This window comes from Actinomycetes bacterium, from assembly GCA_035489715.1.
In the GTDB taxonomy this organism is placed as follows: Bacteria; Actinomycetota; Actinomycetes; order JACCUZ01; family JACCUZ01; genus DATHAP01.
Genome location: DATHAP010000026.1, coordinates 1 through 22,683, shown reverse-complemented (window position 1 = coordinate 22,683; position 22,683 = coordinate 1). Strand labels below are relative to the sequence as shown.

The following is a 22,683-nucleotide window of genomic DNA, read 5'->3' as shown; positions in this document are numbered from 1 at the left end:
CTTGTGCGGTCCCGGGCCCGAGGCAGGGGCCTCGGGCCGGGGGATCAGGAGGAGCTGGCGTCGCTCCCGAGCGTGGCGGTCAGCGTGTCCTGCGAGCCGTCGCGGGTGAAGGTGAGCGTCACCTCGTCGCCCGGGCGGTGGGAGCGGATCGCCGCGATCAGCGAGTCCGCGTCGTCGACCTGGCGGTCGCCCACCTTGGTGATGACGTCACCCTCGCGCAGCCCGAGCTGCTGGGCGGCGCTGCCGTCCGAGACCACTGCCACCGCCGCGCCGCCGGTCTGGGCGTCCTGCACGCTGACGCCGAGCTGGGCGTGGGTCGCGCTCCCGGTGTCGACCAGCTCGCTCGCGATCGCCTTCGCCTGGTCGATCGGGATCGAGAAGCCGAGGCCGATGGAGCCGGACTGGCCGCCGGTCGAGCCCAGGGTGGCGATCGCCGAGTTGATGCCGACGACCTCGCCCCTGAGGTTGACCAGCGGGCCGCCGGAGTTGCCGGGGTTGATCGCGGCGTCGGTCTGGATGGCGTCGATGACGGTGCTCGCGGTCTCCGCGCTGGTCGCGTCGCCGGTGCGGACCGGCCGGTCGAGGGCGCTGATGATGCCGCTGGTCACCGTGCCCTGCAGGCCGAGGGGGGAGCCGATCGCGACGACCTGCTCGCCCGGGTCCAGGTCGGCCGAGCTGCCCAGCGTGGCGGCGGTGAGGCCGCTGACGTCGGCGGCCTTGATCACGGCCAGGTCGGTCACCGGGTCACGGCCGACGATGGTGGCCGACGCGGTGCGCCCGTCGTTGAAGGTCACCTGCAGGGAGCCGCCCTCTGCAGCCGCGGCGACCACGTGGTTGTTGGTGAGGATCAGGCCGTCGCTGTCGATGATCACGCCGGTGCCCTCCCCGCCGCCGCCGGCGGTGGTCTCGACGATGGACACGACGCTGGGGAGCACCGAGGTCGCGACCTGCTCCACCGAGCCCTCGGCGGCCGCGGAGTCGCCGCTGGTCGAGGCGGTCTTGAGCGAGTCGACGCCGGACGTGGCGGCCGGTGCGCCGGTGTTGCTGCCGCCGTCGTCCAGCGCCGACGTGACGACCGCCCCGGCGCCCCCGCCGACCAGGCCGGCGGTCACCGCCACGGCGGCCAGCAGGGCGACACCACGCCGCGGCCGCTCCGCCGGTGCGGGCGGGGCCGGGGGAGCGGGCTGCTCCGGCGGCGCCGGCGGCAGCCAGGGGTCGTCGTACCGCGGGTACTGCAGCGTCGGGTGCTCGCTGGGGTACGGCGGGTTCGCGGAGTGCTCGGTCACGTTCTGCTCGGTCATGCCAAGGACTGTGCAGCTCCAGCCTGGGAGCCCGCTGTGAGGCTCCTCGGGACTGGCCGTGAGTCCGGCTCAGCCCTCGAACAGCGCGTCGACGTCCGGCAGCCCCGCGAAGCGGGAGAACGTGCCCCTGTCCGCGATCTCGCGGGCGGCCTCGAGGAACCCGCCCCACGCCGTGCGGGCGAGGGTCCCGCCCACGCTGATCCGGCGGACGCCCAGCGCTGCCGCCTCGGCGACCGTGACGAACGGGGCGTTGACCAGGAGGTTCACCGGCTTCGGCGCCACCGCGGCGACCACCGTCGTCACCTGCTCGACGGTCGCGACCCGCGGTGCGTAGAGGCAGTCGGCGCCGGCGTCGGCGTAGGCACGCAGCCGGCGCACCGTCTCGTCGATGTCGGGGCGCCCGACCACGAAGCCCTCCGTGCGGGCGGTCAGCACGATGCCGGTGCCACTGGCGTCGATCGCCTGCCGAGCGGCCCGGATGCGCTCGACCGCCAGCCGCACGTCGTGCAGCGGGCTGTCGTCGTCACCCGTGGAGTCCTCGATCGAGAGACCGGCGATGCCCGTGCCGGCGGCGCGACGTACGTGCTCTGCGACCGGCTCGGGCTCGACCGCGAAGCCGCCCTCGAAGTCCGCGTTGACCGGGACGCTCACGGCCGCCGAGACCGCCCGCAGGTGGTCGAGGGTCTGGTCGAGCGTCACGCCGTTGTCGGCCCGACCGGTCGTCCAGGCGAACCCGGCGCTCGTGGTGGCCAGGGCCGGGAAGCCGAGCCGCTCCAGCGCCGCCGCGCTCCCGGCGTCCCACGGGTTCGGCATGACGAAGCAGCCGGCGGTGTGCAGTCGGCGAAAGGCTGCGACACGGTCGTCCTGCACGGTCATCGGCCCACCTCACCGTCCGGGTCCCGGTCCCATGATGCCCGGCGGGGATGATCGGGCCATGCGAGCAGTGGTGTTCGAGGAGTACGGCGCCCGGCCGGTCGTCCAGGAGGTCCCCGACCCGGTCCCGGCCGAGCACGGCGTCGTCGTCCGGGTGGAGGCGACCGGGCTGTGCCGCAGCGACTGGCACGCCTGGGCCGGCCACGACCGGACCATCGCCCTGCCGCACGTGCCCGGCCACGAGCTGGCCGGGACCGTGCACGAGGTCGGGACGTCGGTCACCCGGTGGCGGCCCGGCCAGCGGGTCACCGTGCCGTTCGTCTGCGCCTGCGGCAGCTGCGAGCAGTGCCTCACCGGCAACCACCAGGTCTGCGAGCGTCAGACCCAGCCCGGCTTCACCGGCTGGGGCTCGTTCGCCGAGCTGGTGGCGCTGGACCACGCCGACGTCAACCTGGTCGGGCTCCCGGACGAGGTCGAGGCGGCCGCGGCTGCCGGGCTCGGCTGCCGCGTCGCCACCGCCCACCGTGCCGTGGTGGCACAGGGCCGGGTGCAGCCCGGGCAGTGGGTGGCGGTGCACGGGTGCGGCGGGGTCGGCCTGTCCGCCGTGATGGTCGCGGTCGCGGCCGGCGCGCGGGTGGTGGCGGTCGACGTGGCGCAAAGGGCCCTCGAGCTGGCGAGGCAGTTCGGCGCCGAGGTCACCGTGGACGCCGCGCAGGGCGACGCGGTGACGGCGGTGCGCGCCGCGACCGGCGGCGGCGCCCACCTGTCGCTCGACGCCCTGGGCAGCCACGACACCTGCGCCGCGTCGGTGAAGTGCCTGCGCACCCGCGGCCGGCACGTGCAGGTGGGCCTGCTGCCGCCCGACCTCGGCCACCCGGCGGTCCCGATGGCCCGGGTGATCGCGCTGGAGCTTGAGCTGGTCGGCAGCCACGGCATGGCGGCGCACGACTACCCGGCCCTCCTCGGCCTCGTCGCGGCCGGGCGCCTCCGGCCGGACCTCCTGGTCACCCGGCGGATCGGCCTCGACGAGGCCGGTGACGCGCTGACGGCGATGGGGGAGCCCGGATATCCGGCAGGCGTCACCGTGGTGGAGCCGCAGCGCGGAGCGCCATAGTCGGGCGTGACGCCGTCTCCGGGTTCGCCGCCGGGGCGGACCGGAGCCGATCCGGACTCGGGTGCCCGCCTGGTCGCCGTCGCCGGCCGGTCTGGGAGAGTGGTGTGCGCGTTACGATCGAAGGGAAATGACCTGCCCATGGCCGACTTCGAGCTCAAGCACCCCGGTGGTCAGCTGCCCCTCCCGGTGACGGGGGCGACCGAGGGGCCGTCGGGCCTCGAGGTGTCGACGCTGCTCAAGGACACCGGCTACGTGACGCTCGACCCGGGGTTCGTCAACACGGCGTCGTGCTCGTCCGGGATCACCTTCATCGACGGCGACGAGGGCATCCTGCGCTACCGGGGCTACCCCATCGACGAGCTCGCCGACAAGTCGTCGTTCCTCGAGGTCTCCCACCTGCTCATCTACGGCGAGCTCCCGACCGCCGCCGAGCTCGAGGACTTCGACCGGAGCATCCGCAACCACACGCTGCTGCACGAGGACCTGCGCCGGTTCTTCGACGGCTTCCCGCGCGACGCGCACCCGATGGCGGTCCTGTCGTCGGCCGTCAGCGCGCTGTCGACGTTCTACCAGGACAGTCTCGACCCCTTCGACCGGGAGCACGTCGACCTGTCCACGGTCCGGCTGATGGCCAAGCTGCCGACCATCGCGTCGTACGCCTTCAAGAAGGCGGTCGGCCAGCCGCTGCTCTACCCCGACAACTCCCTCGGCTACGTCGACAACTTCCTGCGGATGACCTTCGGTGTGCCGGCCGCGCCGTACGAGGTCGACGAGACGATGTCCCGCGTCCTCGACATGCTCTTCGTGCTGCACGCGGACCACGAGCAGAACTGCTCGACGTCCACCGTGCGGCTCGTGGGCTCCAGCAACGCCAACCTGTTCGCCTCCGTGTCGGCCGGTGTCAACGCCCTGTTCGGTCCGCTGCACGGCGGTGCCAACCAGGCCGTGCTCGAGATGCTGCAGCGGATCCACGACGACGGCGACGACGTCGAGGACTTCGTCCGCCGCGTCAAGGACAAGGAGCCCGGCGTCAAGCTGATGGGCTTCGGCCACCGGGTCTACAAGAACTACGACCCGCGTGCGGCCATCGTGAAGAAGGCGACCAGCGACGTGCTCGAGGCGCTGGGCACCTCGGACCCGCTGCTGGACATCGCGATGAGGCTCGAGGAGGTCGCGCTCGCAGACGACTTCTTCGTCGAGCGCAAGCTCTACCCGAACGTCGACTTCTACACCGGGGTCATCTACAAGGCGATGGGCTTCCCGACCCGCATGTTCACCGTGCTGTTCGCCCTCGGCCGGCTGCCCGGCTGGATCGCCCAGTGGCGCGAGATGATCGAGGACCCGGCTACCAAGATCGGCCGGCCGCGCCAGGTCTACACCGGGAGCCCCGAGCGGGCGTACGTCCCCGCCGACCAGCGCTGACACCCCGGCGGAACAGGGGCGAACCGGCCGGAAACCGCACCGCCGCCGAGCCGGTCGGCTTTACTCGTCACCGAGAAGAGCCGATGACCCACCGGCAGTGACCGGAGGGAAGGGCGGGAGCGTGCCGGGTCCACACCAGACCAAGCGCGCCATCAGCTGGGTGCTCGACGTCTCCGTGATGGCGTCGGGGGCGCTCATCGGGCTGGTGGCGGTGCTCGCGCTGCTCTTCGGCGACCACCTGGACGAGCACTGGGCCCTGGCGATGCTGGTCGGCCCGCCGATCATCGCGCTGATGAGCCGGTTCCCGCTCGTCCTGGACCGCGGCTCCAGCGGCGTCGAGGTCGGCTTCGAGTCGGCGGTGCTCGTCTTCCTCGCCTGCTACGACGGCGGCGAGGGTGCGCTCGCCGTCTGGACGGTCGGCCAGGTGCTGTCGCAGGCCACCACGTCCAAACGGATGGACATCCGGGCCTTCAACATCGGCGTGAGCATCCTCTCCGGGGCGGCTGCCCTGCTCACCATGCGCGCGATCAGCCCCCTCGACTCGACCAGCCCCCGCGAGCTGGCCGCGGTCGGGCTGGGCTGCGCCGTCTTCTTCGTCGTCGACTACGTCCTGTCGGCCATCTCGATCGCCCTCGAGACCGAGGCGCCGGTGGCGACCGAGCTCCGGCACGGCAGCGCCCTGCTCGCCCTCGGTGTCTTCGTGGCGATCGACAGCCTCGGCTACCTCGCCGCCCTGGTCTACCGCTCGCTCGACTCGTGGACAGGCGTCCTGCTCGCCGTGCCCCTCGTCACGATCCTGGTCGCGACCCGTGCGCTCTCGCGCGGCAGCGAGCACCGCCGGCGGCTCGAGGCGCTGTTCGGTGCCGCCGCCGAGGCGCAGGTGGTCCACACCCGTGAGTCGCTCGAGGACCTGCTCCGGCGCAGCGTCCGAGCGGTCGTCGCGACCGGCAGTGCCGACCTGCGCCGGGACGGTCCGACGTCGAAGGAGATCGGTGCCCGGGTGCGCACCGGCCAGGGCACGTGGTGGTTGGTCGCCCCCGCCATCGACCGGGCACGTGCCTCGGTCGAGGCCGACCAGAAGGCCCTCGAGGCGCTCGCGACCGTGGCCGAGGAGGCCTTCAGCCGACTCGCCCTGACCGACGAGATGGGCCACCTCGCCCGCCACGATGCGCTGACCGCGCTGCCCAATCGCACCCTGTTCCTCGACCGGGTGCACCAGGCCGTGCTGCGCTCCCGCCGCAGCGCCTCGGCCATCGCGGTGCTCTTCCTCGACCTCGACGGGTTCAAGGGGGTCAACGACCGCTTCGGCCACGCCGAGGGGGACGAGCTGCTCAAGGTGGTCTCCGCCCGGCTGGCTGCCTGCGTGCGGGCGGTGGACTCGGTGGCCCGGCTCGGCGGTGACGAGTTCGCCGTCCTCGTCGAGGGGGTCGACGACGTCGCCGAGCTGGACGAGCTGTGCGAGCGGGTGCTGCGGTCGCTGCGCGCCGAGGTGCTCATCCACGGCCACGAGGTCGTCGTGGGGGCGAGCATCGGGGTGGCCGTCGCCGACGGCGACGACGACGCGGCCGGCCTGCTGCGCAACGCTGACATGGCGATGTACCGCGCGAAGGCCCTGGGCAAGGACCGCTACTTCGTCTACCAGCCGTCGCTGCGCGAGGAGAACGTCCGCCGCCTCGAGCTGGTCGAGGCCCTGCGCCGGGACGTCTCCACGCGGCTGGTCGTGCACTACCAGCCGATCGTCGACCTGGCGACCGGCGAGGTGCAGGGGCTGGAGGCCCTGGTCCGCTGGCAGCGGCCGGACGGCCTGCTGTCGCCGGACGTGTTCATCCCGGCGGCAGAGGAGAGCGGGCTGATCGTCGAGCTGGGGGAGCAGGTGCTGCGCCAGGTCGTCAGCGACGCCGAGGCCCTGCAGCAGGCGGCCGGGCGGGCCCTGAACCTCGGCTGCAACATGTCCGCCCACCAGCTGCGGCACCCGCGGTTCCTCGACCTCGTCCAGTCCGCCGTCCTCGCCCTCGGCGACAACCAGCTGGTGCTGGAGATGACCGAGACCGTCGTGGTCGACCACGACGACGAGACCGACGCGGCGCTGCGCCGGCTCACGAGCGTCGGGGCCCGGCTGGCGATCGACGACTTCGGCGTGGGGTTCTCGTCCATCGGCTACCTGCAGCACCTGCCGGTCGACATCCTCAAGATCGACCGAAGCTTCACCCGGGACGTCGACTCCAGCCCGCGCGCGGCGGCCCTGGTCGAGGCGATCCTCGTCATGGGAGCGGCCCTCGACCTGCGGGTCGTGGCCGAGGGGATCGAGCGCGTCGGCCAGGCGGTCCGGCTGCGCCAGGCCGGCTGCGAGGTGGGTCAGGGCTTCCTCTACGGGCGGCCCCAGCCGCTTGGCGCGACGACCCGTCGGCTGGCGGGGGGTGTAGTTTCCCCGGTCCGCGGCGCATACTCGTCCGGTACGGTGGTACCTACGGTGACGTAACCGTAGGTACCCGATCCGCCCGGAGGCCCCCCTTGACCATCGCCGGTGCACCCCCGCTGTCCCAGACCGACCTGCTCCGCGAGCTCCAGCCCGTGGTGGAGGACAACCTGGAACGCCACATGCGCACGGCCAAGGACTGGATGCCGCACGAGTACGTGCCCTGGAGCCAGGGCACCGACTACGACGGCCCGCTCGGCGGCGAGGCCTGGGCCGCGGAGCAGTCCCCGTTCTCAGAGGTGGCGCGCACCAGCCTGGTGGTCAACCTGCTCACCGAGGACAACCTGCCGAGCTACCACCACGAGATCGCCACCGTCTTCGGCCGCGACGGCGCCTGGGGCACCTGGGTGCACCGCTGGACCGCCGAGGAGGGCCGGCACGCGATCGCGATCCGCGACTACCTGCTGGTGACCCGATCGGTCGACCCGGTCGCGCTCGAGAACGCCCGGATGACCCACATGGGCGCCGGCTTCGAGTCGGCCAACCACGACGACCTGCTGCGGTCGCTGGCCTACGTCTCCTTCCAGGAGCTGGCCACCCGCATCTCGCACCGCAACACCGGGAAGATCACCAAGGACCCGGTCGCCGACCAGCTGCTCGCCCGGATCGCGCTGGACGAGAACCTGCACATGCTCTTCTACCGCAACCTGCTCGGCGCGGCCCTGCAGGTCGCGCCCAACCAGACGATGCGGGCGATCACCGAGGTCGTGAAGTCCTTCGAGATGCCGGGCAGCAGCATCGAGGACTTCACCCGCAAGTCGGTGCAGATCGCGCTCTCCGGCATCTACGACCTACGCATCCACCACGACGACGTGCTTTCACCGGTGCTTCGCCAGTGGGGCGTCTTCGACCTCGAGGGTCTCGACGCCGGGGGCGAGGCGGCCCGCGACGAGCTCAACGCCTTTCTCGCCGGCCTCGACCAGGCGGCCAGTCGCTTCGAGGACAAGCGCGGCGCCCACCACGAGCGGCTCCGGTCACGCGGGGTCGAGCCCGAGGTGATCTGACGCCTTCGTCAGCCGGCGTTGGGCAGACGCACCATCAGCCGGCCGCCGTCGACGCGGACGTCGAAGGCGTGGACCGGCGCGGTGGCCGGTCCGCTGCGGACCGAGCCGTCCTCGAGGTCGAAGACGCTGCCGTGCCACGGGCAGGTCACGCAGCCCGCCTTGGCGTCGACGTTGCCCTCGTGCAGCGGGCCGGACAGGTGCGAGCACCGGTCGGACAGCACGTCGATCTGGTCGCCGCGACGGACGACGAGCAGCGGGACTGCCGTCGCGCCCTCGCCGAGGGTGCGCAGCCGGCCCTCACCCTCGGGCCCGAGGTCGTCGACCGCGCACAGGTCGTGCCAGCCCGGCGGCACCAGGTGCGGCACCTCCTCCGCGTGGTTGGCCCCGGCGGCCTGCCGGTAGGCGAGGTGGCCGCCGAGGTAGCCACTGACCCCGATCAGCGTCAGCCCGGCGTACCCCAGGAGGCGCCCGGTGCGGCGGTCACCGCGCACCCGGGCCAGCAACGAGCCGGTGTAGACAGCGAGGGCCACCGCGTTGGTCGCCGCGTGCACGACGCCGACCCGCTGCTGCTGCTCGTGCATCTCGGCGAAGTCGGCGAGCCCGGCCGCGGCCGCCGGGCCGGCCGCCGCGATGCCGGTGGCGACGAGGACGTCGGCCGACCGCTCGTGGCCGGGCAGCGCGTCGAGCACGCCGGCGGACGCGAAGGCGCCCACGGGCACCTGGACGAGCACCGGGTGCAGCGGGTGGCCGAGCCACACGCCGTGCAGGAGGTCGCGCAGCAGCGCCGACCGCAGGATGCTCCGGCTCGCCGAGCGGACCGGCCCGGCCACCTTGTCGAGGCTGCGGGCGTCCTCGAGCAGCGAGGCGGACTCGAACGGGTTCATGGCTGCCTCCGGCTTGCTCCCACGGCGACGGACGTGTCCGCCTCCTGACCCCAGACTCCCACCGGCAAACCGCCGCGTCGTCGGCTCAGCCCTTCGCGTCCGACCAGCGCCGGACCGTGACCACGTCGGCCACGAAGCGGACCCCGCTGCCGGGAGCCCACCGGGCCGCCGTCCGGCCGAGCACCTCGTGCAGGGTGCGCTCGACCTCGGGCGCGTCGGCCTCCGGCGTGTGGACCAGCAGCTCGTCGTGCAGGCAGAGCACGATCTGCGCCCCCTCGGGCAGCGCGGCGCGGACCGACACCGCCCACATCTTGAACAGCTCGGCCGCTGCCCCTTGCACGACCGCGTTGCGGGCGAAGCGGCCGCGGGCGGCGACGGCCGGCGGCGGGGGCGGGTCGGCGAGCTGCCACATCAACACCAGGCGGCCGCCGTAGGTGCGCACGTGCTCGCCTCGGCGGCCGCGCTCGTCGGCAGCCCGCAGGTAGGACATGGCCACGGGATACGCCCGCTCGAGACCCCGCAGCGCCTCGCCGGCCGCCCCCGAGGTCTGGCCGTACATCGCCGCGAGCACCGCCACCTTGGCGACCGGGCGCTCCACCCCCAGCCGGGCGGCTACCGGGGCGTAGAGGTCAGGGTCGGCGGCGGCGGCCGCGAAGGCGCGGTCGCCCGAGACGGCCGCCAGCACCCGCGGCTCGACCTGGCCGAGGTCGGCCCGTACGAGGACGTGCCCGCGTTCGGCGGACACCGCCGGGCGCAGCTCGGCCGGCAGGTTGTGCAGCCCGGCCGAGGCGGTCATCCGGCCGGCCGCCCCGTCGCAGCCGGTCCAGGTGCCGTGGAGCCGGCCGTCCGGCCCGACCTGGCGGTCCAGCCAGGCATAGCCGTACGTCGTCGCGATCCGCTCGGCCTTGCGCCAGGCCAGCAGGGCCGCGACGAGGGGATGGGACTCGCTCAGCGGCTCCAGGCGCCAGGACCGGGTGTCGGGCACGTCGATGCCGATCCGGGCGAGCAGGTCGCGCACCTGGGCCGGGTTGCGCAGGTCGATGCCGCCGACACCGTCCCGGCCGGGGAGCAGGTCGAGCACCGCGGCGTCCCGGCGGGCCCGCTCGGCCCGCTCCTGCTCCGCGTCCCGCGGACGGGGCCCGACCCGCTCGGCGATCAGCGCGGTCGCCGTGCTGCGGTCGAGGGGCAGCCCGGTCAGCTCGAGCTCGACGGCGAGCAGCTCTGCGGCCGACTCCGACCACGCGGTCAGCAGCGCCGCCGGGTCGTCGGCGAGCGCTGCCCGGTGCGTGTCGGCGGCCTGCAGTGCGCACGCCGCCCAGCCGGCCGCCGCCGGGCCGTCCGGCGCGCCCAGCTCGGCCCAGCCGGGCCGGAGATAGCCGTCCGGGCGGACCGGGGCCCAGGGCTGCACCGGGTCGTCGCCGCCGGCCGTCTGGTCGGCGCCGTCGAGCAGGTCCAGCTGGCCGCTGCGCGGCCGGCCGTCCGGGCGGAGCCCGGCCGCCACGGCCCAGACGACGGCCGGGTCGCCGTCGTGGCCGCCGTGCAGCAGCCGGTGCGTCGCCGCCACGTCCCACGACGCGGTGACCCGCAGGCCGGCCGCGACCAGCGGGCGCACCGAGCCGGCCGACCACCAGGTCGGGCGGACACCGAGCTCGCGGACGAGCGAAGGAAGCACCACCAGCGGGTCGGCGGTGGTCCACCAGGCCCGGCCCGGGCCGGTCGCCAGGCCGAGCCTCCCGTCGGTCCCGAGCGCGACCCCGACGAGCGCACCTCGGAGGGCGGCGCCGGGGCCGGTGCCTGCATCGTGGCCGGCCTGGAGACCGGCGGCGACGTCGGCGACCGGGTCGGTGGACGGCGGCGGGGGCCGTGCGACGTTTGCGACGTCCGGCCCTGGCTGCATCGGGCCATCCTCGCGGACCGGGCCGACAGGGTTCCCCGGCGGACCCGTCGGGCAGGGGCCGCAGACAGCCGGCACAGGCCTCCGACCCGAACGAGGAGCACCATGCAGCAGCGCACCATCGGCGACCGGACCGTCAGCGCGATCGGCCTGGGCGGCATGCCCCTGTCGATCGAGGGCCGCCCCGACGACCGGGCCCGCTGCCTGGCCACCGTCCACGCGGCGCTCGACGCCGGCGTCACGCTGATCGACACCGCGGACGCCTACCACCTGGACAGCAGCGACATCGGTCACAACGAGACCCTCGTCGCGGAGGCCCTTGCGACGTACGGCAGCGACGTCTCCGACGTGCTCGTCGCCACCAAGGGCGGCCACACCCGGCCCGGCGACGGCGCCTGGGTCATCGACGGCTCGCCGGAGCACCTGCGGGCCGCCTGCGACGCGTCCCTGAAGCGGCTGGGCGTCGAGGCGATCGGGCTCTACCAGCACCACCGGCCGGACCCGAAGGTCCCCTATGCCGACTCGATCGGGGCTCTCGCCGAGCTGCTGGACGCCGGGAAGATCCGGATGGCCGGCATCTCGAACGCCGACCCGGACCGGATCCGTCAGGCGCAGGAGATCCTGGGCGGCCGGCTGGTGTCGGTGCAGAACCAGTTCTCGCCGGCCTTCCGGAGCAGCGAGCCCGAGCTGCGGCTCTGTGCCGAGATGGGCATCGCCTTCCTTCCGTGGAGCCCGCTCGGTGGCATCGGCAGCGCGGCCGACCTCGGGTCGACGCACGCCGCGTTCGCCGAGGTGGCCGCGGAGCACGGGGTGAGCCCGCAGCAGGTGACCCTCTCCTGGATGCTGGCGCTGTCGCCGGTCGTGGTCCCGATCCCGGGCTCGAGCCGGCCGGAGACGGCCCGGGACTCGGCGGCCGCAGCCGACCTCGGGCTCACCATGGAAGAGGTCTCCCGGCTCAGCGCCGCCCGCTGACAGGATGGCGCCATGACGACGGGCGACAGCATCGAAGGCGTCGGCTCGCAGGAGGTGGACCCGCTGGTGGCCGACCTGGTGCTGGGGATCCGCGACCGGTTCGGCCTCCACGGGCTGCGCGACGCCCGTCGGTTGATCGACGAGGAGATCGTGCTGGCCGAGCAGGCGATGGCGGAGCTCGAGGCGGTGTCCGAGCCGGAGCCGGACCAGTAGCCGGCGAAGGGGGCTGGCGCGACCGGCTCGTGGTCGTCCGTCAGTCGCCGGTGTCGCGGCGTGACCGCTTGGTGTCGGCCCGCCGCCGCTTGGCTGTGAGCCGCCGCTCCACCGAGCCCTTGGTGGGCCGGGTCGGGCGGCGCGGGCGTGGCGGCGCGGCGGTGGCCTCGCGCAGCAGCAGGGCCAGCCGCTCGGCGGCCAGGCGCCGGTTCTGCAGCTGGGAGCGCTGCTCGGCCGCGACCACCGTCACGACCCCCGCGACCACCCGGTCGCCGAGCCGCTGCAGGGCCCGCGCCCGCTGGGCGGGGGAGAAGCCGGTGCTGGTCGTCACGTCGAGGGACAGCTCGACCCGGCTGTCGGTGGTGTTGACCGACTGGCCGCCGGGGCCGCCGGCGCGGGAGAAGCGCCAGCGGAGCTCGCGGGCGGGCACGACCAACCCCGGCCGCACCTGCAGGTCGTCGGGCACAGCGACCAGCATGGCCGACTGCCCCACCCGGGCGCTCGGACGACCCTCGCTCACCCAGGGTAGCGACACGATGTCTCACAGTGAGAACATGATTTGCCCGATCGTTATCCGTCCTCCTAGTCTTGACCTGCCGCGCGCCGCGCGGTCCCCCAGACGGCCCGCCGAGTCCTGCCCGCCGTCGACCGGGTCAGGACTCGCATCGCAGCGGGCAGGAGTGGGGGACCCACACTCGGGCGACCGGACCGGCACCAGCCGGCGCGCGTCGTCCTCGGGGTGAAGCCACGGAAGTGGCCAGGCAACTCTCTCGCCTGAACCCGACAGCTCACCTCGCAGGCGGCGAGAGGGACAGACCCCATGGCGCATGGCGCGCACCGACGCACGTCCGCAGCCGGACGTCGCCGCAAGCCCAACCCCACCAAGCGCAACATCGGCCTCGCGACGGCACCGCTCGTCGCCGCCATCCCGTTGGTGTCCGCCTCCTCCGCCTCGGCGGCCGAGGCCGGCCCCTGGGACCGGCTGGCCGGCTGCGAGAGCGGCGGCAACTGGCACATCAACACCGGCAACGGCTACTACGGCGGCGTGCAGTTCGCCGACGGGACCTGGGACGGTTGGGGCGGCGAGCGCTACGCGTCACGCGCCGACCTGGCGACCAAGGCCGAACAGATCGTCATCGCCGCCAAGCTGGTCGAGAACTCGGGCTGGGGCTCCTGGCCGGCCTGCTCGAGCCGGCTCGGGCTCGGCGCCGAGGAGCGCCGGGTGGCCCTCGACATCGCGGCCGAGCTCAAGGCAGCGATGAACGGCGACTCCACCGCCGGCGACTCGCAGACCAGCGGCGACCGGACGCAGGACGACCAGACGGCTGCCGAGCAGCGTGCCAAGGACAACCGGGTCGACACCGAGCGGGCCTCGCGCGGTAAGCACCGCAAGGCACGCGACACGACCGACCTGGCGACGTACGCCGTGAAGTCCGGTGACACCCTCTCGTCCATCGCGCGCCGCAAGGACGTGCCCGGCGGTTGGGAGAACCTCTACCGGATCAACCGCAAGACGATCGGGAACAACCCGGGGCTGATCTTCCCCGGTCAGCGTCTCTCGCTGGGCTGACGCACGCCCCGCACGCCCCGCACGACCACCCGGCCCGAGGGCCTCAGCGCACCTGGAAGTCGCTGAGGCCCTCGGGCCGCTCGGTGCGCACCGAGACGCCGTCGACAGTGGCGTGCGGCGGCCCGTCGTGCACCCACTCGACCATGGCATCGACGGCGTCGGCCGGCCCCTCGAAGACCGCCTCGACCGCGCCGTCCGGCGTGTTGCTGACCCACCCGGCGACGCCGCGGCCGCGCGCCTCGCGGCGGCAGCTGTCGCGGAAGAACACGCCCTGCACCTGCCCGCGCACGACGACGTGGCGCCGGGTCGGGTCTTGGCTGCCCTGGTCGGTCGTCACGGCGCCAGCTCCGCGAGCATGGTCCGCGCGCGCTCGACCGAGGCGTCCGGGTCGGCGTCGACGGTGCCGACCTCGGGGTCGAAGTTGAGGTCGAGGAAGGTCTCGGTGACCCCCTGCTCGGCGAGCAGTGCGAGGTCGCCGCGGATCTCGTCCCAGGAGCCGGAGAGCAGCCGGCGGTCGGCGGCGCCGGCCGGCCGCAGCCGCACCACACCGCGGCAGACGAAGCGCAGCCGGCCGGGATCGCGGCGGTCCTCGCGGGCGCCGTCGCGCACCGTCTCGATCGCCTCTCCGATGGAGCGCAGGTCCTGCCCGCTGCTGCTGATCCACCCGTCGGCCATCCGCCCGGCCCGGCGCAGCGCTGCGTCGACGGTCCCGCCGAGCAGCACCGGTGGGTGCGGGCGCTGCACCGGCTTCGGCTCCACGCGTACGTCGCGCAGGACACCCAGCGGTCCCTCGTGGGTGACGACGTCCTGGGCCCAGATCGCCTCGAGCGTCCGCAGGAACTCCTCGGCCAGCGCCCCGCGCCGGCCGGGCTCGGTCGCCGTCGCGGCGAACTCCTCGGCCGCCCAGCCCAGGCCGAGCCCCAGGTCCAGCCGCCCACGCGAGACGATGTCGAGGCTGGTCGCCATCTTGGCCAGGAGCAGCGGCGAGTACCACGGGAAGTTGACGACCGCGACGCCCAGCCGGACCCGGCTGGTCTGACCGGCCAGGAAGGCCAACGTGACCAGGGGGTCGGCGACGCTGCGGTAGACCGGCTGCCACCGCTTCGGGGCGTCGCCGGCCGCCGGGTCGTCCGGGTAGAGCAGGCGCTGGAAGGTCCACAGCGACGCGTAGCCCAGCTCCTCGGCCTGCCGAGCCAGCTCCACCTGCGCGTCCGGCGTGGCCCACGAGCCGGAGACCGGGACGGCGAAACCGAGCTGCACGAGGACCGTCCTACCAGACCGGCGCCAGACCGGCGCCAGACCGGCGCCAGACCGGCGCTACGGGCAATCGGTCAGTAGTCGTCGTAGCAGCGGCCGAGCCCGAGCTCGGCGGGGCCGCGACGGTCCCCGGCCCGGTAGGAGGCCAGCGGGTAGGCGTTGGTGTCGTACATGACCTGGTACGGGTCGGTCACGTGGTCGAGCCCCACGACGTGGGCCAGCTCGTGCAGGAGCACCGCCTGGGCGTCCCCGGCCTGCCCCAGCGGCATCCGCGCGGCCAGGGCCGGGGTGTTGAAGACCGCGTGGGCGGCGCCGATCGGCCTGGCCGCGGCCTCGACCGGGTCCGACGGGACGTCGACCCCGGGTCGCTTCCCGGGCGCGGGGGCGGCCAGCTCTAGCGGGGTGCAGCCGGTCAGTGTGGCCGAGGCTGCCGTCGCGAGGACCGCGGCGATCGCCGGGGCCGGTCGACGCAGCAGGCGCCGCACCGGACAGGTCCGGTGGGGCGTACGCACACCCGGAGCATCGGCATCACCGGGTCGCTGAGGGACAGGCCCTCGCGGGTGCCGCGAGTGCTGCGGAGAACGCTGCGGCCCAGTCCTGCGTCCCTGATACATGCCGCCGTCTCGGGGCAGAGAGGCCGGTGGACCAGGGCGAAAGGCATGACGGGATGCGGATCGCGGGGCTGGACGGACTGCGGGCGATCGCGGTCTCAGGCGTGCTTCTCTACCACGGCGGCGTGCCCGCGATCCCTGGCGGCTTCCTCGGTGTCGACCTCTTCTTCGTGATCAGCGGCTTCCTGATCACCGTTCTGCTGCTCGAGGAGTCCGTCCGACGGGGCGGGCAGATCGACCTGATCGCGTTCTGGGGCCGCCGCGCCCGCCGCCTGCTGCCCGCTCTGCTCGTCGTCACGGCCACCACTGTCGTGCTGTTCACCGCGAACCGGTCGATCGCCGACGCGACGGACATCCGGCTCGATGCGCTCGCGGCGCTGCTCTACGTCGCGAACTGGCACTTCCTCTTCGGGGGAGAGGTCTACTTCGAGGCGCTTGCGGCCCCCTCGCCGCTGCAGCACACCTGGTCCCTGGCCATCGAGGAGCAGTTCTACGTGGTGTGGCCCCTGCTCCTGTACCTGATCCTGCGCCTGCGGGCGTCCCGCCGGGTGCAGGCCACCGTCGTGACGCTCCTGGCCGGGGCGGCCGTGGGCTGGGTGCTCCACCTGGCCGCCGCGGGTCCCGACGTCGACCGGCTGTACTACGGCACCGACACCCGCGTCCCCGCCATCCTGCTCGGGGTTCTCGCCGCGTTCGCCCTCGAGCGCGTCGTCACGCCGCGGCGGGGAGGTCGCCGAGCGGTCCCGTCCCGTCTGACCACATGGATCCTGAACGTCACCGGTCCACTGGCGTTGGCAGTAGTGGTCGCTCTCATGTGCACGACTTCCTCCGCGGACGCGTCGCTCTTCCGCGGTGGACTGCTGTTCTTCGCGGCGGTCAGCACGGCCCTGCTCGGGATCATCGTGAGCTCCCCACGTGGTCCGCTGACCCGCGTGCTGGAGGGTCGACCACTGCGGTGGATCGGCGTAGTCTCGTACGGGCTCTACCTCTGGCACTGGCCGGTCTTCCTCTTCCTCAGCGCCGGACGCACGGGCCTGACCGGCTGGGCGCTGCTGACCGGGCGGCTCTTGATCACCACGGGGCTGGCCGCGGCGTCGTACCGCCTCGTCGAGCTCCCCTTGCGCCGCGGCACCTGGCACGCCCCCCGGCGGCTCGCGGTGCCGGCCGCCGCGGTTGCGGTGTTCTGCGGACTCGTCCTCGTCGCAACGAGCAGTGGTTGGCGACCGGAGCAGCTGCACACGGTGCTCGCCGGTCAGCGCCGGCCACCACCGGTGGCAACGGGTTCCGCCTCCCCAGCGGTCGACGTCACCGACGAGCCGAACCGGCCATCGACGCCGCCTCGTGCGGCCGAAGGTGTTGCAACGCGGCACCGGTTGCGCGTCACGGTTCTCGGCGACTCCACGGCCGCGACCCTGGTCGACGGGCTGCGCGACCGCCCAGGACCGGACGGTGTCGACTTCCGCGACGCGGCGACGACGGGTTGCGGGATCACCACGGCGATGCCGTACCGCTACATGGGCGAGATCTCTCCGTACGAGCGCCTGAGGTGCCGGACGTGGACCAGCCGGTGGGAGCGTGCGGTGCTGTCCCGGCCGGCCGACGTGGTCGCCGTCCTGGTGGGCCGGTGGGAGGTGGCCGACCAGGTCGTCGACGGCTCCTGGACGCACGTCGGACGTGCGCGCTTCGACGCCTACCTGCGTGGTCAGCTGGAGAGAGCGGTCGCCGCAGCATCCGCGGGCGGTGCCACCGTCGTGTTCCTGACCGCGCCCTACTACAGCCGGGGCGAGCAGCCCGACGGGAGCATCTGGCCGGAGGACGACCCGGCACGGGTCGACGCCTTCAACCGGCTTCTCCGCTCGGTCGGGGCCGAGCACCGGGGCCTGGTGGAGGTCGTGGACTTCGGCCGGCGGATGTCCGACGGCCGCCACGAGTACGTCGCCGAAGTGGACGGCGTAGACCTCCGGTACGACGGTGTGCACTTCACCCGTGGAGCTGCGCGCTGGATCCAGCCGTGGCTGGAGGTCCAGCTGTTCCGCGCCGCCCGCTGACCGGTTCTCCACAGGTCACCGGGCATTCAGCTGGTGCCCCGAGTGGGATTCGAACCGAGTGCCAACAACCTTCTGACCTGCGGCTACGCGCTTGCTTCCCGTGCCGTGACTGCAATGTAGCCCGTTGTCCCCCACTCGGCAGCCGATGCCCTCAGCATGGTGATCCCTGGGATCACTACTGCTGAGGGCCATCCTGGAGCACGCACGACACGACGCCGGGAGATCGCAGATGTGGCTCAGCTCACGTGTGCTCGCGCGCGGTCTGATTCGGCCGCGCGAAGTTCTTGCGTGTCCCGGGATTTCATACGCTCTCGCCCGCGGACTGCAGCCCCTCCCAGTGCGTGGCTCGTCTGGAGTGCAGACCTTGGGTCAGGCGCAGCTGACGGTGCCCACCTCGTTGGGCATGACACCAGTGTGCGCCCCGATCGGTAGCCATATCGAGCACTCTGAGGGTGCGCTAATTGCGCGAGGTCAGCCCCTCGGTTCCGACAGCTCGAAGTACGCGTGAGCCGATTTCGTTGAGTTGGCGCACCTGACTCCTGGTGAGGTGGTCGAAGATCAGCCGTCGTACCTCCGCCACATGGCCAGGCGCCGTCTCCACGACTTTCTCCCAGCCCGCGTCGGTGAGCACGGCAAGGGTGGAGCGGCCATCGGTTGGGTCGGGCTGGCGGCAGACCCAGCCGCGCCTGTCAAGGCGATCGACCACCCGAGACAGTCGGGTCAGCGACCCGCTGGCCAACGCCGCCAGCCTGCTCATCCGCAGCGTGCGATCTGGCTCCATCGAGAGCATGGCCATTACCTGGTACTCGAAGAGGCTGACGCCAGCGTCGCGTTGCAACTGGGCGTCGAGTGTCGTGGGCAGCTCGATCAGCATCCCCGCCAAGGTCACCCAGGCATGGGCTTCCTCCCAGTCGAGCCAGCGAGGCTGGTCGGGGTCGCTCGGCGTCTGGCCGGCTGCTGGCACACCAGCCACGGTACTGGCTTTTCACTTGACACCGCAAGCGAAGTCAGGGAGGATTCACTTTCCGAGTCAAGTAAATCCGTCTGAGAGTAGCCCCCAATGCGCGCACTGCACGTCCCGGCCGCCGGAGAGCCGCCGCAGTTGTCCGACCTGCCGAAGCCGGAGCCGACTGAAGGCACCGTGCTGATCAAGGTAAAGGCCGCTGGACTGAACCCGTTCGACAACTCGGTCGCCAGCGGGATGTTGAGCCAGATGGTGCCGCACGAGTATCCGGTGGTGCTCGGCCGCGACGCGGCCGGCGTGGTCGAGGCAGTCGGTCCGGGCGTCGAGCACGTCGCGGTCGGCGACGAGGTGATCGGCCACGTCCTGTTCGCCCCGCCCATCCACGCCGGAACTCTGGCCGAGTACGCGGTGGTGCCCGCCGAAGCGGTCTTCGCCAAGCCGGCCGACTTGGACTTCGTCACCGCCGCGGCGCTCCCGGTGGCGGGTGCGGCCGCCGTCGCCGCCGTCGAGGCCATCGACCCACAGCCTGGCCAGACGGTGCTGATCAACGGCGCCTCGGGGGGCGTTGGGTCCTTCGCCATCCAGCTGGTGGCCGCCCGCGGCGCCACCGTCGTGGCCACCGGCACGGCCACGGACACCGACCGGTTGACCGACCTCGGCGCGACCACCGTCGTCGACTTCACCGCCGGACCGGTGGCCAGGCAAGTGCTGGATGTCCACCCTGACGGCGTTGACGCACTGATCGACCTCGTCAACTACTCACCTGACGGGCTACCTCTCGACGCGGTCCGGAAGGGTGGAACGGTGGCGAGCACCATGAACGCCGCCGATGAAGCAGCACTCAACGCTGCCGGACTGACCGGGACCAACCTCATGGCCAACCCCATCCAAGATGTCCTCGCGCCGCTTGCCAATCAGGCAGCCGATGGGACGCTTCGAGTCGAGGTCGCCACGGTGCTTCCACTAGACCAGGCGACCGACGGCCTCGCCACTCTCGCCTCAGGCCATGCCGAAGGCAAGATCGTGATCACCGTCACCGACTGACACCGCATGAGTAGTGCCGGTTCTGGTCGGTCGTGTCAGCCGCCGTGAGTGTGCTCGGGAACTGCCTATGTGCGGAGGACCAGCCGGGCGTGAAGTGTAAATCCGATGCCGTTGTTCACCCGCCGGGTCAGCGCCCGCTAAGGCATCGTCGGGATCGGCGGTAGAGGCGTCAAGGAACCGTCAAGGTCCCTGGCGGTGAGTGCGTCGGCGAGATGCGCTGAGCCGGTGACGACCCTGACCTCTGCCCCCAAGCGTGTCCTGCTCGGCCGGCCGCTGCGGAACGACAACCTGCACGACGAGCTGCTGCCCAAGCGCATCGCGCTCCCGGTCTTCTGCAGCGACCCGCTCTCCTCCAACGCCTACGCCACCGAGGAGATTTTGCTGGTGCTCAGCATCGGCGGGCTCGCCATGCTGCATCTCGCCCCTTGGGTGGCGTCGGCCGTTGTCCTGCTCCTGGTGGTGGTCGTGGCGTCCTACCGGCAGACTTGCCACGCCTACCCGAACGGCGGCGGTGCCTACGCGGTCAGCCGGGAGAACCTCGGCCGCCGCCCGGCCCTGGTTGCTGCGACCGCCCTGCTCGTCGACTACGTCCTCACGGTCGCCGTGTCGGTGGCCGCCGGGGTCGCCAACATCGTCTCGGCCTTCCCGTCCTTGGCGCCGCACGCCGTCGCCATCAGCCTCGGCTTCATCGGGTTGCTCACCTTGATGAACCTTCGCGGCGTACGCGAGTCCGGCCGGCTCTTCGCGATCCCCACCTACGGGTTCATCGCGACGGTGCTGCTGATGATCGGGGTCGGGCTCTGGCGGACGCTCACCACGAACGGGCTGGTGTCCGAGTCGGCCGGGTTCAAGATCACCCCGCAGCACCAGGTCTCCGGAATCCTGGTCCTCGCCCTGGCACTGCGGGCGTTCTCCTCCGGCTGCACGGCGCTCACCGGGGTGGAGGCCGTCAGCAACGGCGTCCCTAGCTTCCGCAAGCCCAAGGCCGACAACGCCGCCTCGACCCTGGCGGTCATGGGTGGCATCACCGTCGTGATGTTCGTCGGCATCACCGCACTAGCACTGATCTCTGACGTACACGTCGTCGACAACCTCCAGCGACTGGTCGGTGCACCCGAGGGCTACGAGCAGCGCACCGTCATCGCCCAGGTGGGCGCCGCCGTCTTCGGCGACGGGACACTCCTCTTCTTCGCCGTGCAGACCTTCACCGCCGCGATCCTCGTGCTGGCTGCCAACACGGCCTACAACGGCTTCCCGATCCTGAGCTCGATCCTCGCTGCGGACGGCTACCTGCCGCGGCAGCTCTACCGTCGTGGTGACCGTCTGGTTTTCTCCAACGGTGTTGTCGTGCTCGCCGTCCTGTCCGGCGCACTCGTATACGCCTTCGACGCGAGCACGACCCGGCTGATCCAGCTCTACATCATCGGCGTCTTCGTCTCCTTCACCCTGAGCCAGACGGGGATGGTCGTGCACTGGACCCGGCTGCTCGCATCCCGTCCCGGCAACGCCGGGGCCCTGCACCGCAAGCGGCTGGTCAACCTGGCCGGCGCAATGGTCACCGGGGTGGTGCTGGTCGTGGTGCTGATCACCAAGTTCACCCACGGCGCATGGATTGTCGTGCTCGCGATGCCGGCTCTCTACCTGCTGATGCAGGGCATCCGCACGCACTACTCGCACGTCGCCGCCGAGCTGCGCCTCCAGCCGGGCGGTGTGACGTTGCCGGCCCGGGTGCACGCCATCGTGCCGGTGTCCCAGCTGCACGCGCCGACGCTGCGCACCCTCTCCTTCGCCCGCGCCACCCGGCCGAGCACCCTGCGGGCCGTCACCGTCGCGACCAACCCGGCAGAGACCGCGCAGCTCGAGCGGGAATGGCTCGAGCGCGACGTGCCAGTGCCGCTGACCGTTCTCGATTCGCCCTACCGCGACGTCACCGGTCCCCTGCTCGACTACGTAGCCGCCGTGCGGCGCGAGTCCCCGCGCGACGTGGTGTCGGTGCTCATCCCGGAGTACGTCGTGCGGCACTGGTGGGAGCACCTGCTGCACAACCAGAGCGCGTTGCGGCTCAAGGCGCGCCTCCTCTTCCGGCCCGGCGTGATGGTCACCAGCGTCCCGTGGCTGCTCGGTTCGGAGGCCGGTGACGCCGCCGTCCAGGACGGTCGTACGCCGCACGAGCACCCCGGACGTGCCACCGTGGAGTCGTGACGCCGGCGGTCGGACCCGGTCGGGCCCTGCCGGGTGGGCCGGCCGGGATAACGACCGCGCGTCGCGGCGCCGGCGCGGCCCTGCTGGTTGCCGGTCTGCCGGTGCTCACAGCAGTGCTCGACGCCAGCGACGGACTGACCCTGGCCAGCTCACTGCTCCTCTTCCTGCTCTGCGTCGTGCTGATCGGGGTGATCGGGGGTGTCGCGGTCGCGACCGCCGCCGCGCTGGTGTCCTTCCTGCTGGCCAACTGGTTCCTGATCCCGCCGCTGCACACCCTGCGCATCGAGGACCGGGACAACCTGGTCGCCCTGGCCGTCTTCGTCGCGGTGGCGGTCACCTCCAGCGGCCTCGTCGAGCTGGCCGCTCGACGTCGCGCGGCCGCCGAACGAAGCCGGGCCGAGGCGCTCGTCATGGCCCGGGTAGCGACCAGCCCGGTCGCCTCCAGCGTCGAGTCGGTGCTGGACGAGGTCGCGACCGCCTTCGGCATGACGTCGGTCGCGCTGGTGGGGCCGGCGGGTGGCCCACCCGCCGCCTCCGTCGGGCCGGTCATCATCGGGCAGCCGGCGGTGCAGGTCGACGCGGGCAGGGGGCTGCGGCTGGTCGCCGCCGGCCCGACGCCCTTCGCCGAGGACCGCCGGCTGCTCGGCCAGCTGGCGGCAGCGGCAGCCCGCGCCCTCGACGAGCGCGACCTGTCCGACGACGCAGCCCGCGGTCGTGAGCTCGCCGAGGTCGACCGGCTGCGCTCGGCCCTGCTGGCCGCAGTCGGCCACGACCTGCGCACGCCGCTCGCGTCGGTCAAGGCGGCAGTGACCGCACTTCGGCAGGTAGACGTCG

Annotated in this window: 20 protein-coding genes and 1 riboswitch; of the genes, 11 read left to right on the top strand and 9 right to left on the bottom strand. The window is 72.7% G+C overall.

Annotation, left to right across the window (positions count from 1 at the left end; translation table 11 throughout):
- Positions 1–44: 44 nt before the first annotated feature.
- Positions 45–1,301: a trypsin-like peptidase domain-containing protein gene (locus VK640_02420; GenBank protein HTE72036.1), complete on the bottom strand. Its 1,257-nt coding sequence runs from the start codon at positions 1,299–1,301 to the stop codon at positions 45–47.
- A 69-nt stretch (positions 1,302–1,370) separates the two neighbouring features.
- Positions 1,371–2,177, bottom strand: a complete 807-nt coding sequence (locus VK640_02415) for an isocitrate lyase/phosphoenolpyruvate mutase family protein (GenBank protein HTE72035.1) — start codon at positions 2,175–2,177, stop codon at positions 1,371–1,373.
- A gap of 58 nt (positions 2,178–2,235) precedes the next feature.
- Here VK640_02415 and VK640_02410 point away from each other — a divergent pair, with 58 nt between their 5' ends.
- The 4 genes from VK640_02410 to VK640_02395 all read left to right on the top strand — a co-directional run bounded on the left by VK640_02410 (position 2,236) and on the right by VK640_02395 (position 8,190).
- Positions 2,236–3,288 carry a zinc-dependent alcohol dehydrogenase family protein gene (locus tag VK640_02410; protein HTE72034.1) on the top strand — a complete coding sequence of 351 codons (1,053 nt, stop codon included), beginning with the start codon at positions 2,236–2,238 and terminating at the stop codon, positions 3,286–3,288.
- A gap of 138 nt (positions 3,289–3,426) precedes the next feature.
- Positions 3,427–4,710 (top strand): citrate synthase, encoded by a 1,284-nt coding sequence (locus VK640_02405; GenBank protein ID HTE72033.1) that lies wholly within the window; start codon positions 3,427–3,429, stop codon positions 4,708–4,710.
- A 121-nt stretch (positions 4,711–4,831) separates the two neighbouring features.
- On the top strand, positions 4,832–7,189 hold the full coding sequence (locus tag VK640_02400) for an EAL domain-containing protein (GenBank protein HTE72032.1): 2,358 nt from the start codon (positions 4,832–4,834) through the stop codon (positions 7,187–7,189).
- Between the two features lie 38 nt (positions 7,190–7,227).
- Complete coding sequence (locus VK640_02395; protein ID HTE72031.1) at positions 7,228–8,190, top strand: acyl-ACP desaturase; 963 nt, start codon at positions 7,228–7,230, stop codon at positions 8,188–8,190.
- A gap of 8 nt (positions 8,191–8,198) precedes the next feature.
- On the opposite strand, the gene VK640_02390 is transcribed toward VK640_02395, so the two are convergent.
- Together VK640_02390 and VK640_02385 are read right to left on the bottom strand one after the other, a co-directional pair.
- Complete coding sequence (locus VK640_02390; GenBank protein ID HTE72030.1) at positions 8,199–9,074, bottom strand: Rieske 2Fe-2S domain-containing protein; 876 nt, start codon at positions 9,072–9,074, stop codon at positions 8,199–8,201.
- An 85-nt stretch (positions 9,075–9,159) separates the two neighbouring features.
- Positions 9,160–10,971 (bottom strand): DNA polymerase, encoded by a 1,812-nt coding sequence (locus VK640_02385; protein ID HTE72029.1) that lies wholly within the window; start codon positions 10,969–10,971, stop codon positions 9,160–9,162.
- 102 nt (positions 10,972–11,073) lie between these two features.
- Between VK640_02385 and VK640_02380 the strand changes: the two genes are divergently transcribed.
- Together VK640_02380 and VK640_02375 are read left to right on the top strand one after the other, a co-directional pair.
- Positions 11,074–11,940 carry an aldo/keto reductase gene (locus VK640_02380; protein ID HTE72028.1) on the top strand — a complete coding sequence of 289 codons (867 nt, stop codon included), beginning with the start codon at positions 11,074–11,076 and terminating at the stop codon, positions 11,938–11,940.
- A 12-nt stretch (positions 11,941–11,952) separates the two neighbouring features.
- Complete coding sequence (locus VK640_02375) at positions 11,953–12,153, top strand: hypothetical protein (protein HTE72027.1); 201 nt, start codon at positions 11,953–11,955, stop codon at positions 12,151–12,153.
- A gap of 40 nt (positions 12,154–12,193) precedes the next feature.
- Here VK640_02375 and arfB read toward each other — a convergent pair whose 3' ends face one another.
- Positions 12,194–12,631: an alternative ribosome rescue aminoacyl-tRNA hydrolase ArfB gene (arfB, locus tag VK640_02370; GenBank protein HTE72026.1), complete on the bottom strand. Its 438-nt coding sequence runs from the start codon at positions 12,629–12,631 to the stop codon at positions 12,194–12,196.
- A gap of 175 nt (positions 12,632–12,806) precedes the next feature.
- Positions 12,807–12,969, top strand: a riboswitch (cyclic di-AMP (ydaO/yuaA leader).
- Between the two features lie 4 nt (positions 12,970–12,973).
- On the opposite strand from arfB, the gene VK640_02365 reads away from it, so the two are divergent.
- Positions 12,974–13,723: a transglycosylase family protein gene (locus tag VK640_02365; GenBank protein HTE72025.1), complete on the top strand. Its 750-nt coding sequence runs from the start codon at positions 12,974–12,976 to the stop codon at positions 13,721–13,723.
- Between the two features lie 43 nt (positions 13,724–13,766).
- Here VK640_02365 and VK640_02360 read toward each other — a convergent pair whose 3' ends face one another.
- From VK640_02360 to VK640_02350, 3 genes are all read right to left on the bottom strand, one after another.
- Positions 13,767–14,060 (bottom strand): acylphosphatase, encoded by a 294-nt coding sequence (locus VK640_02360; protein HTE72024.1) that lies wholly within the window; start codon positions 14,058–14,060, stop codon positions 13,767–13,769.
- Complete coding sequence (locus VK640_02355) at positions 14,057–14,983, bottom strand: TIGR03619 family F420-dependent LLM class oxidoreductase (protein ID HTE72023.1); 927 nt, start codon at positions 14,981–14,983, stop codon at positions 14,057–14,059. The genes VK640_02360 and VK640_02355 overlap by 4 nt, the downstream gene beginning before the upstream one ends.
- 71 nt (positions 14,984–15,054) lie before the next feature.
- Positions 15,055–15,465: a matrixin family metalloprotease gene (locus VK640_02350; protein HTE72022.1), complete on the bottom strand. Its 411-nt coding sequence runs from the start codon at positions 15,463–15,465 to the stop codon at positions 15,055–15,057.
- A gap of 182 nt (positions 15,466–15,647) precedes the next feature.
- On the opposite strand from VK640_02350, the gene VK640_02345 reads away from it, so the two are divergent.
- Complete coding sequence (locus VK640_02345) at positions 15,648–17,639, top strand: acyltransferase family protein (GenBank protein ID HTE72021.1); 1,992 nt, start codon at positions 15,648–15,650, stop codon at positions 17,637–17,639.
- Between the two features lie 457 nt (positions 17,640–18,096).
- Here the strand turns inward: VK640_02345 and VK640_02340 are convergent, their stop codons facing one another.
- Complete coding sequence (locus VK640_02340) at positions 18,097–18,603, bottom strand: MarR family winged helix-turn-helix transcriptional regulator (protein ID HTE72020.1); 507 nt, start codon at positions 18,601–18,603, stop codon at positions 18,097–18,099.
- Positions 18,604–18,699: 96 nt separating this feature from the next.
- Between VK640_02340 and VK640_02335 the strand changes: the two genes are divergently transcribed.
- From VK640_02335 to VK640_02325, 3 genes are all read left to right on the top strand, one after another.
- Positions 18,700–19,647 carry an NADP-dependent oxidoreductase gene (locus VK640_02335; protein HTE72019.1) on the top strand — a complete coding sequence of 316 codons (948 nt, stop codon included), beginning with the start codon at positions 18,700–18,702 and terminating at the stop codon, positions 19,645–19,647.
- Positions 19,648–19,881: 234 nt separating this feature from the next.
- The gene (locus tag VK640_02330; GenBank protein HTE72018.1) at positions 19,882–21,849 is read left to right on the top strand and encodes an APC family permease; all 1,968 of its coding nucleotides are present in this window, start codon (positions 19,882–19,884) and stop codon (positions 21,847–21,849) included.
- Positions 21,846–22,683 (top strand): DUF4118 domain-containing protein (locus VK640_02325; GenBank protein HTE72017.1); only part of this gene is annotated, 838 nt, incomplete at its 3' end. The genes VK640_02330 and VK640_02325, both read left to right, overlap by 4 nt.